Origin of the sequence: Rhodococcus sp. USK13 (assembly GCF_018343855.1) — a bacterium.
Lineage (GTDB): Bacteria > Actinomycetota > Actinomycetes > Mycobacteriales > Mycobacteriaceae > Rhodococcus_F > Rhodococcus_F oxybenzonivorans.
Map to the genome: position 1 here is coordinate 31,054 of NZ_CP069243.1, position 15,449 is coordinate 46,502.

Sequence of the window (15,449 nt, forward strand, 5' to 3'; positions counted from 1 at the left end):
GAAATCTACGTGACCGATGTACTCGAGGGCGGCCGGCAGCGGAAAAACTCAACGGATACTCGCCACCTGGGTTGGGTGATCTACGAAACTCTGGGCATCCGTACAGGCGAGGAGCCTTCCGTCGTTTCGGAGGGCGGACAGGCTCGCGACTTCGCCAGCCGAACCAGGGGAACCTGGGAGGTTGCCAAGAGAAGCAACAGCGACCGCGCCAAAGCCCGCGAAGCAGCGCAGAATGCCGTCAAATCCGCCTACACCTCACGTAAGCCACTCCACGACCGTGTCTGGTTGTCGGGAAATCGGACTGCAGTCGCATACGCAGATCCACTGCTGTCCGCCGAAGGTGACGTCTTCGGCGTTCAGGTCTTCGTTGGGGCACCTGGTGAAGCTCCGCCGCCGCCGCGAACGGTAGGCACCTTCGAATGGGACTACGGCACGCAACGAACCCGGCATAGCGGTCCTGTCGAACAAAAGATCCTCGGCATCGACATGTCACAGCCGGACCGCGCTCTCCCCGAAATCTGGCAGTTCTTCACAGCCTTCGACAAACGGGATGCTTACACGATGTATGTGGGCGCATTCGGCCATGGAGAGCTAGGAGCTGGCGCGCCATTCGCCGCCGAGATCAGCCTCAAGGGCGACGATGGCGGTTTCCGCTGCGTACACATGACGGTTCGCTCCATCGAAAGGGCTGGCCAGAAATCTGTCGGTGGCCTCATCCACGACATCACCGACGAGACCCCTCCGAAACAAGACTTTCACCGCGAGTACAGCAAGACGCAGGTGATGGCACTCGAGAAGTCGCTGTCCGAACCAATGGGCATCGGCTACCTCGAGCTAATCACCGGCTTGTTCCTGGAATGGGACGTCCCGCCGCCCGGCCCCCTCGCCCGTTGGGCAACCGAGGTCGCCCAGATTCACGAGAAGAGTCGCGCCGAGCTCGATCGCGCGCGGGCATCACTTCGCAACGGCGAGGCCCTTAGCGTCGACCTGGTGCTCTTTGTGCGGTTCTCCGAATCGGAAGCGTGGACACCCGCGGACTTGACCATCACTGGAGTAGCTACCGCCAGTGCTGAACACGGCGTAACGGTCGCACAGTCGACGGTGCTAGTACGCCCAGGAACGAGCCCACAGTTCTGGTAGTACATGATTCAACCAGGGGGGCAATTGATTTCAGCCGTTAAGCCGAGGAACCGAGATCGACACACGGTGGGAGTCGAACGGTTGCAGACTCCCGGGGTGCTGCTAATCTGATCTCCGCGCTCCCACCCGGGAGTTTCCTGAGGCTTGTCGTGTTCGGCTTCAGATGTGGCTATGAACGTGTGGCACACCTATATCTATGTGCTGCACCGACTCCCGGGGTGGGTTATGTCGAGCGGAACTCTCGAACTGCCGCAACGCGCAGACGTGCTCTCCGGATCGAACAATGAATCGTCGGCTTTGCCTCCCGCGTTACACGGCCAAAGCGCTTCCCTATCAGTCGTGCCCTCAGTGGCACGAGGTCTAATCGAGCGGTGGTCGGGCGCGACCGCGCTCGTAAGCTTCACGCACCTCCGTCACAGACACGCCAAGTTCCTTGGCAAGACGATCAGCAATAGCCTCACCGAGCTTCGCGTGCCCACGTTCGAGGGCAGCAAGGAGGGGCGTCGACACACCGACGCTGCGGGCAAGCTGGGCTTGGGTTTGACCAGTCAGCTCACGGAGCGTTCCGAGTTTTCGCTTGTCGGCTGGGACATCGATCAACTCGTCCATTCGCAGGCCGAGGATTTCCGCAACCCTGAGCAGTCGATCGACCTGAGGGGTCGATCGACCCGTTTCCCATGCCGAGATCGTGGCCGTGCTGACGTCAGCGCGAAGAGCCAGCTCACCTTGGGCCAACTTCTTGTCAATGCGGGCAATGGAAAGCCGGGAGGGAACGAATCCCTCCAGTGTTCGTCGGCTCATTCTGGGCACCCTCGCATATCGAGTCATGCTGCCCGACCTCCTGGACTGTTGTCACACACAAGTGCTATAGACAAGAAGCGATAAGTGTAAGAATATAGAAGAACCCGTGGGGAAAGGACCGCTCCTCACACAACAAGAAACCCCCCAATCGCTACCAACGATCAGGGGGCCTCGGACCGCGAGGGGCTGCAACCCCATAGCGGCCATAGCAGATTGGAACCTCTGCAATGAACACGTTAGCTGGCGCTCACGTCGAGCGCCCCAAGAAGCACCTGTCCGCAACACAATCGTTGGCCGCAGCCACTACAGCCGAACTGGGCCGCCTCACTTACCAACACTCGACAGTGGACGGCCGTTGCTCCGGCTGCGGCTACGAGCCGACCGTCACCGAGCCGATGTGCCCGGTAGCTGCGGCCGCCCTGGGTGAGCTGCTGCGACGAGATCCGCACCCCAACACTCGCTCGATCAAGCTGTCGAAGTTGTCGACCAACGACCTCCTGGTCACCGCGAGTGCGCACCGCCCCACTTCCGCCGGCCGGTGCCACCGATGCGGGTTCGCCTACACAGCTCAATGCCAAGACTGCCCCTCACTACGCCTGATCCGTCAGGAACTGGAAGCCCGCGGAATGATCCCGCTGACGCAGCCTGATGCCGACTCCACACCCTGCGCCGGAAAGTCCGCGACATGGGAGTTGGCAGGGCAGAGTTTCGCGGCATGGCAACGAGCAATCGAATCGTGCAAACACTGCCCGTTCCTCACCCAATGCCGCGACGAACTGAATGACCGGATCGCTCAGGGAGACACACCGCACGATCAGATCGTCGCGGGAGAAGCGTTCGACTACTACGGCGACCACGTGCCGGCCAAGCGCCTACGTCCGTATGCGGTCCTCCGCAATCGCAAACCACGTCGATACGCTACGGCGACTGCCGCAGGTGATGCGGCATGACCGCACAGTCGTCTCTGCCAGGCCCGCCGTGTGCAGCCAATCCTCGGCTATGGGACCTCGACCAAGGATCTTTCCCAGCCGCACTCGACGCGAAAACGGGATGCCTCCTATGCCCGGAGCTCGCAAGTTGCCGGCAAATGGTCATGGAAATGGTCAAGGCCGGCACTCCCCCACAGTCAATGATCTGGGCAGCAGTTGCCTATCGACACGACGGCAAAGCGATTCCCACTGACCGAGCCCTGCGCGCCTACTTCAACAGGGCGGATGGCCAACGGGATGCCAACCGGGGAGTAGCGGCATGACCTCACTCGTCGATCACGTTTACCTGATGGCTGCCGGTCAGGTGGAGGCACCCGCCACCGAAGGACCCGCAGTCACTCGTTGGGGCTGGTTCGCCGACCTCTACTCAAACCCGCACTGGGGTCTGATCACACTCCCAGGCGTCTCCGTGGCCGAGGCACAAACAGTCGCGGGACTTTGCCGGGCCACACCGATCGGCTCGGTCAGCACTATTCGCGCCCGCTGGGACGCGCTCGAGCAGCTCGCCGCCATCAAGCTCGGCCGCACACAATCCGATTACGTATGGGCAGCGGTAGCCAATTCAGCCATCGATGCACACGACTACCTGCTCGGCGTCGACTTCAGCGGGGTCGAGACCACTACCAGTGCCTTTTGGGCACACCTCGCCGTCCACCCGATTGCAGCTGCAGAGGCCCGCATTACGGCGGCTATCGACGCGTGGAGCGGCCGTCTCCACGATTCAGCCAAGGGGGAAGCCGCATGACCAGACTCACTGCAACCGACAGCCAGGGGCATGAGTGGGAACTCATGCCGACGAAGGACGGGGTAGGCGCCCGCCTCATCGCGGACGGTGACCAAACGGCGATTCTGCAGGCTGAGCAATTGCTCGCTGAGCATGGGCCGCTCCTGATCTCAGCTTGCCGGCCGGCGTTCTCCATGGGAACTCACGAAGCGCTCGCCGACGTGGTGAATCTTGTCGCCTCCGATCCCGAAACTGCCTCCCTTGAACAGGTCCGCGAGGTTGCCGCCGTGGCACAGCTCCTGCTGGCCCGATCGGGCGTATCAAGGCGGGCACATCTGCTGCAGGGGCCCACTGCACCGTTCCCCCTGCAGCAACAGGCCACCGGGGATAGAAGGAGCGGTCTGGCGGGCGGACCGTGGTGACCACTTCCGTCACAGCCGACACACCGGACGCTCTTGGTTACCCGTATCGGTTACGGATTCGATCTAGGGTTTCCACATGGCACAGCGCAACAAGGGACCCCGCGGTCAGATCGCCACGCGTGCACCCCTCAGACACCACAGGTTTTACGAGGCTCGGGCAGCCGAGCTCGGCCTCGACACTGGGGACTACTCCGTGCTCATTCTCGCGATCACGCACGGATTGGACATCCCGGACTACATCAGCGCGAAACTTCGCCCCGAGCAGCTTCGACTCCTCGAGATCGAGGCAGCGGGGTCGTTACGGCGCGTTGAGCAGCTCGCGATGGGCGCGTGACCGTGCCCTGAACAGCGAACAACCCCCAGGGCTTGGCGGCGTCGGGGGTTGTCCGTTTATGCAATTTTGGGAGCTTCCCAGCTCCCTGACCACCACTAACCCTCAGAAGGAAGAGGCGGTGACCTCCCCTACCTCGAAAGGAAGAGTCGGTGCTTTCTCGATGATAACGCAGAGCCGCAATACCGGACTGCCTGCGAAGACGTTTCGCATATCACTGTTGGCACAGCATGGCCACATTCCCATGTCAGCGCGGTCCATCGCACGGATCGGCGGAACCGCACTTGCAGAATCCCAGCGGGCCGTCGCGACGCCACAAGTTTTCGAGGCCCCAGGTCTTCCGCCTCGAAACCCTGTCCGATCTCTCCGGAGCGCATGGAGAGGAGGTCGGCCTTTTGATTAGTCACATCGTGAGTACCTCGATGGCTAACTAAACAGCGCAGACCCTCGAAAAACAAAGCCCCCTGGTGGGGGTGGTTTGGGATCAGGTTCCGCATTGCGGTGACACAAGGACTGGCAGGTCCTTCAGAGGGAGAACGTGGCAGGTTCTCCGTCTTCTCAAACTTTCGAGAGGTGAGCTTCGGAAGTTGGCGCTTCCTGGCTCGTACTGCATTCCCCGAAGGGACACCGTGACCGGTTCGTCTCAGGCTAGCTCACGTCCTGGGCCAGCTTCAACACATTCTATTTCGCCCATTGATTTCGTGTCGCCCGACAGCGGTGACGCGAATGTTCCTCAGTCCCCCGAGGTCGACGCCTGGGCAGCCTCCGTCGAGGCCGCAGCCCGGGCTGTCGACGAGCTGCACGAGTTCAATCGGGAAACCGGACAGCGCGGCCGCTCCTTCGCGCTACCCGTCGAACCGGGCCGAGAGGCCTGCGTTCCGGTGTGGTCTGGACGCACCGAATGGTTGCGCCAACTCCGCCACCAGATCACCCACAGCGACACGGGCCGGACATCCGTGTCGAAACACAAAGTCGGTGTGGAACGCATGATGGCCGTCGCTACCGCACACGCTCACTTCGCCGAATCAAAAACCGGCCGAGGCATCACCGCATCACGCGAGTTGATCGCAAAGTACGCGGGAGTCTCCGAAACGACGGTCAACCGTGGCCGTCGCGTCCTGCGAGACCTAGGCATGGGCGTCGAGCTGGCGCGTGGCCGCAACCTGAACGGCCGCGAGTTCATGGCCGCCGAGCTGCACCACGGCGGCCGCCAACACCGGGCGGCTTCAGTGTGGGCACTCAGCTCGCCGAGAGAGGTCGTAGCGGCCACTCCCCCAGCCCCGCAGTCAAAGCGCAAGAAGCGCACCCGCGCGGCCGAACGCCTCACGAACTACCGTGCACGCCTCGCTCGCCACGCAACGAAGACAGCCAAAGCCGGATCCGAGAATCCCCAGATCAGAGGCCGTGACACCCTATCCCTAAGTTCTTACTTTTCTTCAGAAGATCTCTTGTTACGTAGTACTCACCAACGCGCACGCGCGGGCGAAGATTCATCCAACCCAGCACACCAAGAGCACCAGCGCTCTATCGAGCTTCAGAAGGCCGCGGCCAGCCTTGTGGCCAATGCTCCTGCTCTGAACCCGCGGGGTCATATCGGGGCTATCTGTGACGCACTGGTGGCGTCAGGAATCGACATCACACGTTGGACAGGCCGAGACATCGCGCGAGAACTCGGTCGAGATACCGCTGCACGTGGCTGGATCTGGCCGAACAGTGTCGATTCCCCGGCTGCGTTTCTTCGCTGGCGGCTCGCTCGCATGGACTGGAAAAAGGCCTCCCCCAGCGAACTCCGCGCTCTCGTAGACGCCGAGCGTCGGCGGGAGCAGGCCGCCCGTGCGGCCGAGCGTGAACATCGCGACGTGCAGGCTGCATCCGCTGAGCATCGAGCTGCAGCGCTCGCCGCTGTTCGGCAGGTATTGCGCGACAATCGTCGCCGCGCGGAGCAGTGAGGGGCGGAGGGACATGTCGTTTGCGCTGGTAGTTTGCGTTATTGAGGACCAACACCGCTCTCGAGATCAGGTTCGTCGTCCCCCGACGAAAACAAAGGAGGTGGCCAGGTCGGCGGATCCAGATACTCGGGTGACGGTTCGTTGACCCAGTCCCCCCTTGGGCGGGTTCTCCCACTTGCGCGGGCTACGGAATCTGATTACCGCACCAAACTCGACTCGCGCATTACGGAGATCGACATCCCCACCTTGAAACCAAGCGTTCGAGAAGTCGAGCGTGGGGGTTGGTCCTATATCCCCTATGGGCAGGAATGCGCCATATGGGTTATATGGTGCAACGTTGCGCCGCAACGGATATGGGTCCTGCCAGCACAAACAGCATTGCGTAGGCACGGCCCGCAACGGTCGCAACGAAGAGACCCCGCCGGGGCCTAGCTGGTGTCGGATGGGGTGCGGCGGGGGAACGCCCCCTCTGGAGGGCTTCTGCGGCGTTATCTCAGCTGGCGCTATATCTCCCCATTGGATCTCTGATGAGCAGAGTTCACCTCAGAGCAGCTATGGCTACGGGACATTTTGCTAGCAGAGATCTTCTGAAATAACTGTATATAACAGCATGTCACTCCAGATTATCTCCTCTTAGGAAATCTAGGATCACCCTAGGTAAGGCAAGAGAACGACATGTACCGCTAGCTGATATAAGCTAATATAAGCATTTATAAGCTCCCATATGGGAAGAGAGGGGAGGGGCATGACGATCACTGCGATCGCAAACCTCAAGGGCGGCGTGGGGAAGACGGTGGTCGCCAACGGGCTCTCGCATGCCGCGGCCGCAATCGGGCGGACGATCCTGCTGGTAGACGCGGACATGCAGGGCAACTCCACGAAGCATCTGACCGGCTATACGACAGCTGAGCCGCCGCCGCATTCGCTCGCAGATGTTCTCGACCGCCAGACGGATCTACCGATTCGCGAGGCGATCGTCGCCGCGCGACGGGAAGAGATTCACGTTGTACCTTCGGGCTTCGCTGAACTCCAAGCTGTCTCAGATCAGCTCGGCACCAAGCCAGGGGGAGAGATGAGCTTCGCACGCGCTCTCAAGCCGGTGTCCAGCGATTACGAGCACATCTTGATCGACTGCCGTCCTGCAATCGACCTCGTTTCCCGGAGCGCCCTCTACGCCGCCGACAACCTTCTGATCGTGGTTAACCCGGAACCGGATGCAGTCGACGGCCTCAACTCGATCCAGACAGCTCTCGAAGACCTGGCCGAGTACATGGACAAGGTCCTGCCGATCGCAGGGATTGTCATCAACAAGCTCGACGGCCGTCGCAACGACCACGCGGAGGTCATCGCCTACCTCAAGGAGTACGCGTCGGCGGACGGTATCGCCCTGCTCGGCGACCCGATCATTCAGAAGGCGGATATCTCGAAGCTGACCAACGTCGGCATGGGTTTCGATGAGCACCCCGCTAACCCGGTCTGGTCCCGCAACCTCCACAACAACTTCATCTCGATCCTGGAGAAGGTGGCCCTCTGATGAGCAAGATTCCCCAACCTGCCCGACCCGCCCCTCGCAGCGCGCGCAACACGTTCGCTCAGGCCGCGGCAACGACCGCAACGGCGCAGCCTGTTGCATCGGAGCCGACCGCAACGTTGCCTGACACGCCCGCCACAGCGGCTCCTTCCGCAACATCGTCTGCAACGCCGCGGCAACGCAAGACCGCATCGACGCCGGCGAAACAGGCAACAGAGAAGAAGCGCAAGGCTCAAACCACCGACATCCTGCTGTCGCTGGAAGAAGAGCTCAAGGACCGCATGGTCGCCGCACTCGACCACACCCGCCCACGCACCGGAATCAAAAGCCAGCAGCAGTTCATCCGCACCGCCATCGACCAGCTGTGCACCAAGCTCGAAACGCAGTACAACAACGGCGAGCCGTTCCCCGCGCCCGCTGACGAGATCGCCATATAACCACTATGGGCAGGGATGTTCCATATGGGCGATATGGCGCAACGTTGCGCCGCAACGGATATGGGTTCTGCCAGCACAAACAGCATTGCGTAGCAACGGCCGCAACGGCCGCAACGAGAGAGACCCCGCCGGGGCCTAGCCGGCGGGGCCTCATCGACCGGGACCCCGTGGAAGGAAACCCCGATCTATGAATGACCTTAATCTCAAGGCCGCACGAATCCAGCTCGGCGCCCTGATCGCTGCCTTGGTCGTTGCGATCCTTATTGCGGTGGGCATCACGGCAGGTGCCTTCGTACTGTCCTTTGCGGTGCTTCGCGACCTCGCGTTGCAGGCCACCATGCCGTATTGGCTCACCTGGATCTTCCCCGCGATCGTCGACGGCGCAATCTTCGGCGCAACGATTGCCGTCGTTGCACTCAGTAAGATCAGCGGCAGCTCGGCCGGCAAAAGGTTCTTTCTGGGACTTGCCATCGCAGTCGTACTGATCAGTGTGGTCGGCAATGCCGTACACGCATACAAGGCGGCGGAGATCTCCGCACGCAACGTTGCGGCCGGCCTCGACCTGGGCTACATACCGCTGGCCCCTGAGGGGGCCGCTCTCATTGCGGTCATCCCGCCCCTGTTGGTTCTTGCCTTCACCCACGGTGTGGGCATCCTCATCAAGGCCATCGGTACCGCCCACAGCGAGTACTCAGAGGTCGTCGACGCCGCCCGGTTGGGGCCCGCAATCGACAAGAGCGCCCCTGAGCTCAACGAGATGGTCCATTATTCCGCTTCGACACGCTACGGGGCGGGGTCCGATGTGGCCCACGATGTTGCGCCGGCATCGAACGTTGCGTACTCGCCGATTACTGGGGCTGCCGACCTGGCGCCGCGAGTGACCTCGGCTTCTGCCGAGGTGTTGGACTCGGACACCATTGCGCCCGCTGCGCAGTACGTTGCGCCGGTCTCCGAATCGGTCGTTGCGGCCACCCACAACGTTGCCGACGTTGCGGAGGCAGGGGAGTGGGAGGTTGCACGCAATGCGCCGGGCGAGGACTCCCAGGAGATCTACGTGCTGCCCGATGAGGAGCAGACCATCGAGAATCTCCTCAACTTTATTGATTCCTGCGATGACTTCGAGCCCGTCGTCAAGGAGACAGCGCGTCTGCGGATTACCGAGAACCTCAGCTACGCGGAAATCGCGACGATTACGCGGGCCAAGGCGGCATCCACCGCAATGCGCCGCTTCGTCAAGGTAGAGCAACGCGCGGTGGAGGCCGGATTCCGGACCCCGCCGCTGCCCGAGGTCGACGACGCAACTGATAGCCGCAATGCGGCAACGCCCGACCAGCAGTACACATTGGTGGGGGCACGCTGATGTCCCGCCCGGGCAAGAGCGGGGACGATCAGTTCGCGCTCTTTGACCTGACGGCCGGTGAGGACATCAAAAGGGAGTTGGCGACGGACCCCGGTACACCAACACCGACCACCGAATCGGACGTTGCGCTGCAACACGCACCCGTTGCGGACGCAACAGGAGGCGACGTTGCACCCCAGGCAGTCGACGATCAAGCAACGTCGGACGAGACCGCAACGGACACCAGCGTTGCGGACGATACGACCGAGCCGGCCGCAACACCCACACCGGTGTGGGAGTCGTTGCCCGTGGGGGAGGACGCAGACGGGCACGCCCTGATCGTCACCGCCACCGGGACCTACACCCCGTCCGGACAAAAGCTGGCCGGCCCGGTCAACTCGATCGAGAAACTCGACAAATTGATCCGATGGGCATCGCTCACCCCTCTGGGCACTCCCGCCCAAATCTGGGTCGTCGGAATCGACGCCTGCGAACTCCTCGGGTGGGTCATCGACCCCGGCAGCGAAGACGACGTCGACGACATGGAAGCACTCCGCACCCGCGCCGCCGCCGAGCTGACCGACATCCTCCACGCCACGCTCACCCCGCTCCTGAGCACGGGATGGGAGCTTCGCGGCGACCCGGGCCACGTGATCCACCTCTCGCGTGCCATCGGCAAGTTCACGTCGATGGTCGATGTAGTCATCGAGCCGTACGTGTGGACCTACTGGAACAAGGACTTCGGATGGGGAAACCGGGTCGGTGACATGGGTGTCCTCGGCTCACCCACCGCCGGCACCTACCTTCCCGACGATGATCTGCCTGCAGCGCGCGAGCTGGGCCGTCGACTGGCGTGGTGCGCGAAACATCTCGGGGTGCTCCCCGGTCCGACCCCGGCGCGCACCGGGGCCGCTGTCATCGACAAGATCAAACGAGAGCGCACCCGTAGCGGGAAAGGCATCGTTGTCACGACCGCTGGGCCTGTTCCACCCCTCGACGGCGCACCCCGGGGAGACCTCGAGCCGGCTGTGGGCTGGACCCGCGTCCCGGAGGCTGCCGACCTCGCCGGCGCCCACCGCGTGGTCTCGATCGACCAGCGCGCCGCCTACCTGGCCTCAGCCGGGATGCTCGAATTCGGCTATGGGAAGCCGAAGCACCTGACCGGTGATGCGGCGGCCACAGCAGCAGTGGGAGAGAAGGGGACCCCGTTCGGGCTGTGGCGCATCACCTTGCCCGCCGCACAGACGCTGGCACTACCTGAGAAATTGCCCTTGCCGCACCCATACATGCTCGACGACCAGCCGGTGCAGACCTGGGTCACCACTGTCACCCTTGATGCCCTCAGAGATCCGATCGCCGATGGTGGCATCGGCGCCGATCTTGACGACCTCGAGATTGCCGAGGCCTGGGTGTACCCCGAACAGGGCCGGGTGCTGGACAAGTGGGCGAAGATCCTGCGAGAGGCGCGACGGACTGCGGGCGATACCGAAGACGCCGCGATGAAGCGGTTCCTCGGGGCCTGCTACAAGGGCTATATCGGCCGGATGGTCAACCCGGACATGTGGACGTCCAACCGCATGGTGCACCACCATCAGCCTCTGTGGCGGGCGGCGATCATCGCGCACTGCCGGTGGCGCGGTCGTCGCGTGGCCATGCGCATCGCACGCGAGACGGGGCGCTGGCCGGTGCGCACCGTGACCGACTCTTGGGTGTACCTCCTCGCTGACGAGGACATCGCGGATGACAGTGCCGCGCTCGGGAAGATGGTCATCGAGAAGGAGTCGGACCTCACCGATACCCTCCTCTCTGCGTTCGCGAACGCCCAGGATGTGCACGATGTGAATCTCGCGATCAAGGCGGCATTCGAGGACGAGGAGGGGGATGACTGATGGCACTGCACCTCCCGAAGCCGCGTAGCAAGAAACCGGCGCAACAGGCGGTCGGCCTCGACGGTCTGAAGGTGTCCGTCGCCAATGCGGCTACCAGCGGGATCGAAAAGTCCAAGCAGGTCAAGAGCGGGGGACTAGCCGGGCTGACCAGCAAAGTCACGGTTCAACAGGTTCGCAAAGAGATCGGCAATGAGGGTCTTCGACAGGCCGCAATCGACGCCGGCCGCAAACCACCGTCCGACCGGACGTTGCGCCGCTGGGCGCAGAAAGGCAACATCCCGCACCCCGACGTTGCCGAGCGCGCGCAACGCCGCGCGGCAATCGAACGGCTCGGTGGCATCGACGCGGTGGCCGCCGCAATCGGGCGTTCCCGCTCCGCTGTATCCCGATACCGATCCGGTGAAACGAACGAGCTGCGTGCCGACGCCAGTAAGAAACTGAAGAAGGTCAAGGCCGAGGACACGATGAAACGGGCCGGAGTCCTGCGCCCCGACGGGACACCTAAGAAAGCAACCATTCGCGTCAAAGGCGGAGTGATGGTGCGCAACGGATCCGACGAGGGATACGACTATCGAGTCCGCACCTTGAATTTCGCGAACTCCGATACCCCGTTCAGCACCGAAGAATCTCGCGAGCTCGCCGCAGCGCTGGCTAACGACGATCACGCCCGGGTCGTCGCACTCCTGGAACGCCACGCCACCCTCGACTACCCCGAAAACAAGGGATTCGACAAGTACAGCGACGAATTCGGCTTCCATTTCGACTCCATCGAATCTGTGCACATCGACTGGACTTAGCCAACCTCGGCGCTCTTACTTAGACGGGCGAACCGAAGTTATCCACAGATCACGTTGAGATTCAGGCACCAAATCAGACACTGTGGGCGCTCGCCTCGCGGTGGCATGACTGGCAGTCACAGCAGTTGTTCCCACCAACAGGCGATTCACTGTCCGCCGGTAGATGAGGTGCCGATTGCCTGCCACACGTCCGAACGCTCGCCGCATGCTCACCGCCGCCGTGGCCGCGACACTCGCGTCCGGAACAGCAGCCCTGACGGTTCCCTCGGTGGCAAGCGCCGATCCAGGTAGCTGCGCGGCCGTGTTCAACCTGATGATCCCCGGAACCTGGGAAACCAACGAGACAGCCGACCCATCAGTTCCGGTTGGCATGCTCAAGCCCATCGCCGACGCCATCAAAACCAAACAGGGAAACCGCGCCGAGGTGTACACCTTGCCGTACATGGCCCGTGCATTCGACAACGGAAAGACCTACGCCGACAGCAAGTCCGATGCGCATGCCAAAGCCAGCAAGGTGCTGACCGACACTGCGGCCAAATGCAAAAGCACCAAATACACGATCACCGGATACTCGCAGGGCGCCGACGCTGCAGGCGATCTCGCCTCCGACATCGGAAACGACAACGGCCCGATTCCACCCGAGCGGGTGCTTGCGGTTGGACTGCTCGCTGACCCCGGCGCCGGTACCAAGGGCGAAGCCGTCGTCGGGCCCCGCGCGACCGGAACCGGGATCGCCGACCCTCGCCCACAGGGGATGGGCAAGCTCTCCGGCCGTGTCGCCTCAATCTGCTATTCCGGAAAAGACCTGTACTGCTCAATCCAGAAGGGCTCGAGCCCACTGCTGGGGTCGCTGGGATCGATCCTGAGTAAGGCGCCCAGCGCTGAGAGCGAAGGTTCCGCCGCTGGAGGGAGTTCAACGGTTGCCACCGCGTTGACCTCAGATTTCTCCAAAGCTGATCTGCCAGGACTGGGCTCGAACACCGAGACTCTCGCGCAACAGGCCACCGCAGAGACGATCGATGTCGCGCAGTTGGCGAGGTCTGCAACGTCAGTGATGAACACACTCACCCCGGTGGCAGATCTACTCGCCACCGGGGCCGCGAACTCTGCAGCAACGGCCAACCTGACCACCGCCGCGCCGGGAACGGCAGAGCATGCCGCCGGCCAGGTCCTCAACACTGCAACCCAAGCCGATCTATCGAGTGCGTTGACCACCGCAGCGAAACTCGCCGACACGGCATCGTCGTTGACTCAAACGGGCACCACCACGCTGTCGGCCTCATCCCCAGACGCGGTCGCGCTGTCGTCGGCGGCCGGGACTCTGAGCACACAGGTCGCGCCACTTGCTGCAACACCTGCAGATGCGCTCGCGTCGGCGTCGAGCGTGCTGTCGGTGCTCAAACCCAGTGTCGTGGTGGGTCAAGCGCTCAACGTGGTGACCAACGTGACCGCACTCGACCTGCCCGCCATCCTCAACAATCTCGCCGTGCTTCCACAAAAAGTCGCAGCTCTAGACGCGCGCGGGGCACATCACATTGCGGGAGAGTTGAACAATCAGTTCTCGCCGCTGGTGAAAATGGCTGCTGGAGTCGACCTGCAGTGGGTCTCCCAGGTGCTCTCCGTCATTCCCGATCCGACCGGCTACACCCAGATCGCCGCGCTCGTCACGTCCATTCTCGGAAATGTCGACATCATTCGGCTCGCAAACATCGTTGGCCAGATCCAAGAGATCGCCTGGACAGCCGTCGAGAGGCTGCTGCCACCGCCGGGACAGGCACCCGACCCCCTCGGCGCAGGCGCAGCGATGGCGGGGCTACTGCCGGTCGGCCTCGACCTCGCCTCAGTGGCGGTGAACATGCTCTCCGGTAAGGCCACCAAGACCGACCCTGCACTGCTGGGAAAGCAATCACACACCGCATCCAACGCGATCACCAGCCAGGCACAGAACCTTGACCTCAAAGGGCTGACCGGATCGCTGACGACGATGGCCAGCTCCCAGGGCGCCGACGACCTAGCAGCCCTCGTCGGGGAAGGCCTCAATGCCGCATCCTTCTTCACCTCTGGTGCCCACACCGACTACAACAACCTGGTCGTCGACAACGCCGGGCGAAACGCCATCCAGTGGCTCTCGGACTGGCTCAACCTTCAAATCGGCCGGGCAGCGTAATCGCCTCCGAGATCAAACCTGCAAGCGAGAGGCGATCGTCATGGCTATCCCCCGATCACACAACCCCGCGGCACGCTGGACCTGGTGCGCGCACTGTGAGCACCGCGGCTACCTCGCGCGCGCTGACGCGAAAAAGGTTCGCAAGCGCCACCAGACCCAGAAGTCGCTCGCAGTGTTCCCCTGCCCTCACACGGCCGGGCTCTACCACGTTGGACACCGTCCGGCCGCACTGAGTGAAGGCACGATCGATCGCCGTACGCTGGTCAAAAGCCAGCGAACTGCGCTTCAACAGAGCCTCGCGCCTGGTGGCGCATGGTGACTCCGAGGTGCACCACCGCGGCGCCGGCTACGCCCGCCCCGCGGGAGGCAAGGTCCGGTTCGGGATGGGACCCCTCGCGACCCATGGAATTCCATCTGGCGGCAAACCCGGCGTCCACCTGATATTCCCCCGAAGCCGCCTGGACTACTCGAACGAGATGCGATCGGAGAACCGGCACGAACACAACGACGCTCACCGGTCACACAGGCTGGTGTTAACGCTGTTCGTGAAAGGAACACCCACCATGCCGCTCTTCATGTGGATCTTCTACTTGCTCGGAATCGGCGGAGTCCCCGGCACCGGTCTCTTCGGCTAGACCCCACACGTCACTGCCCCGGGCGACTAGCTTCTACCACCCGCCCGGGGCCGTGTTGTGTTTGAGTCAGCTCGATTTCTCACTTCCCCCTGCGGCATAGATGTGTGCGATGCTGATCCCTGCAGTTCGTGAAAACGTGTGGGGGGACATGACTGTTGAACACTTTGCTGCGTGCCACTGGACGACGCGGTTGGACGATCCACTGTGGCCTATGCGAGCACCGTTTCGCTGCCGCGGTGGCCGATCAATACGACGCTGTCGCATTCGCGCGAACACATGGGTGGATCATCGACGAACT

At 62.7% G+C, this 15,449-nt stretch carries 13 protein-coding genes; 12 read left to right on the forward strand and 1 reads right to left on the reverse strand.

Features of this window, described 5'->3' with window-relative positions:
- Positions 1-9 precede the first annotated feature (9 nt).
- A complete protein-coding gene (locus tag JQT59_RS35765; RefSeq protein ID WP_213578480.1) occupies positions 10-1,140 on the forward strand; it encodes a GAF domain-containing protein in 1,131 nt (376 codons plus the stop codon).
- A 360-nt stretch (positions 1,141-1,500) separates the two neighbouring features.
- On the opposite strand, the gene JQT59_RS35770 is transcribed toward JQT59_RS35765, so the two are convergent.
- Positions 1,501-1,941, reverse strand: coding sequence for a helix-turn-helix transcriptional regulator (locus JQT59_RS35770; RefSeq protein WP_249354702.1), 441 nt, complete (start codon positions 1,939-1,941; stop codon positions 1,501-1,503).
- Positions 1,942-2,168: 227 nt separating this feature from the next.
- Here JQT59_RS35770 and JQT59_RS37510 point away from each other — a divergent pair, with 227 nt between their 5' ends.
- From JQT59_RS37510 to JQT59_RS35825, 11 genes are all read left to right on the forward strand, one after another.
- Positions 2,169-2,891, forward strand: a complete 723-nt coding sequence (locus tag JQT59_RS37510; protein WP_249354703.1) for a hypothetical protein — start codon at positions 2,169-2,171, stop codon at positions 2,889-2,891.
- A 298-nt stretch (positions 2,892-3,189) separates the two neighbouring features.
- Positions 3,190-3,675 carry a hypothetical protein gene (locus tag JQT59_RS35780; protein WP_213578482.1) on the forward strand — a complete coding sequence of 162 codons (486 nt, stop codon included), beginning with the start codon at positions 3,190-3,192 and terminating at the stop codon, positions 3,673-3,675.
- Positions 3,672-4,076: a hypothetical protein gene (locus JQT59_RS35785; RefSeq protein WP_249354704.1), complete on the forward strand. Its 405-nt coding sequence runs from the start codon at positions 3,672-3,674 to the stop codon at positions 4,074-4,076. Before JQT59_RS35780 ends, JQT59_RS35785 begins: the two co-directional genes overlap by 4 nt.
- 76 nt (positions 4,077-4,152) lie before the next feature.
- Complete coding sequence (locus JQT59_RS35790) at positions 4,153-4,410, forward strand: hypothetical protein (protein WP_213578483.1); 258 nt, start codon at positions 4,153-4,155, stop codon at positions 4,408-4,410.
- A 698-nt stretch (positions 4,411-5,108) separates the two neighbouring features.
- Positions 5,109-6,356, forward strand: coding sequence for a Rep protein (locus tag JQT59_RS35795; RefSeq protein WP_249354705.1), 1,248 nt, complete (start codon positions 5,109-5,111; stop codon positions 6,354-6,356).
- A gap of 745 nt (positions 6,357-7,101) precedes the next feature.
- Positions 7,102-7,890 carry a ParA family protein gene (locus JQT59_RS35800; RefSeq protein ID WP_213578486.1) on the forward strand — a complete coding sequence of 263 codons (789 nt, stop codon included), beginning with the start codon at positions 7,102-7,104 and terminating at the stop codon, positions 7,888-7,890.
- Positions 7,890-8,324, forward strand: a complete 435-nt coding sequence (locus JQT59_RS37515) for a ParB family protein (RefSeq protein ID WP_249354706.1) — start codon at positions 7,890-7,892, stop codon at positions 8,322-8,324. Before JQT59_RS35800 ends, JQT59_RS37515 begins: the two co-directional genes overlap by 1 nt.
- A gap of 187 nt (positions 8,325-8,511) precedes the next feature.
- Positions 8,512-9,684, forward strand: coding sequence for a DUF2637 domain-containing protein (locus JQT59_RS35810; RefSeq protein WP_213578494.1), 1,173 nt, complete (start codon positions 8,512-8,514; stop codon positions 9,682-9,684).
- Positions 9,684-11,552 carry a hypothetical protein gene (locus tag JQT59_RS35815; RefSeq protein ID WP_213578495.1) on the forward strand — a complete coding sequence of 623 codons (1,869 nt, stop codon included), beginning with the start codon at positions 9,684-9,686 and terminating at the stop codon, positions 11,550-11,552. Before JQT59_RS35810 ends, JQT59_RS35815 begins: the two co-directional genes overlap by 1 nt.
- Positions 11,552-12,349, forward strand: coding sequence for a hypothetical protein (locus tag JQT59_RS35820; protein ID WP_213578496.1), 798 nt, complete (start codon positions 11,552-11,554; stop codon positions 12,347-12,349). The genes JQT59_RS35815 and JQT59_RS35820 overlap by 1 nt, the downstream gene beginning before the upstream one ends.
- Positions 12,350-12,554: 205 nt before the next feature.
- Positions 12,555-14,516, forward strand: coding sequence for a cutinase family protein (locus tag JQT59_RS35825; protein ID WP_213578497.1), 1,962 nt, complete (start codon positions 12,555-12,557; stop codon positions 14,514-14,516).
- The last annotated feature ends 933 nt before the right edge of the window (positions 14,517-15,449 follow it).

What these genes read in the sequence shown, in the direction of transcription:
- JQT59_RS35770 (WP_249354702.1), bottom strand. Translation starts at nt 1,941, where the DNA reads ATGAGCCGACGAACACTGGAGGGATTCGTTCCCTCCCGGCTTTCCATT.
- JQT59_RS37510 (WP_249354703.1), top strand. Translation starts at nt 2,169, where the DNA reads ATGAACACGTTAGCTGGCGCTCACGTCGAGCGCCCCAAGAAGCACCTG.
- JQT59_RS35780 (WP_213578482.1), top strand. Translation starts at nt 3,190, where the DNA reads ATGACCTCACTCGTCGATCACGTTTACCTGATGGCTGCCGGTCAGGTG.
- JQT59_RS35785 (WP_249354704.1), top strand. Translation starts at nt 3,672, where the DNA reads ATGACCAGACTCACTGCAACCGACAGCCAGGGGCATGAGTGGGAACTC.
- JQT59_RS35790 (WP_213578483.1), top strand. Translation starts at nt 4,153, where the DNA reads ATGGCACAGCGCAACAAGGGACCCCGCGGTCAGATCGCCACGCGTGCA.
- JQT59_RS35800 (WP_213578486.1), top strand. Translation starts at nt 7,102, where the DNA reads ATGACGATCACTGCGATCGCAAACCTCAAGGGCGGCGTGGGGAAGACG.
- JQT59_RS37515 (WP_249354706.1), top strand. Translation starts at nt 7,890, where the DNA reads ATGAGCAAGATTCCCCAACCTGCCCGACCCGCCCCTCGCAGCGCGCGC.
- JQT59_RS35810 (WP_213578494.1), top strand. Translation starts at nt 8,512, where the DNA reads ATGAATGACCTTAATCTCAAGGCCGCACGAATCCAGCTCGGCGCCCTG.
- JQT59_RS35815 (WP_213578495.1), top strand. Translation starts at nt 9,684, where the DNA reads ATGTCCCGCCCGGGCAAGAGCGGGGACGATCAGTTCGCGCTCTTTGAC.
- JQT59_RS35820 (WP_213578496.1), top strand. Translation starts at nt 11,552, where the DNA reads ATGGCACTGCACCTCCCGAAGCCGCGTAGCAAGAAACCGGCGCAACAG.
- JQT59_RS35825 (WP_213578497.1), top strand. Translation starts at nt 12,555, where the DNA reads ATGCTCACCGCCGCCGTGGCCGCGACACTCGCGTCCGGAACAGCAGCC.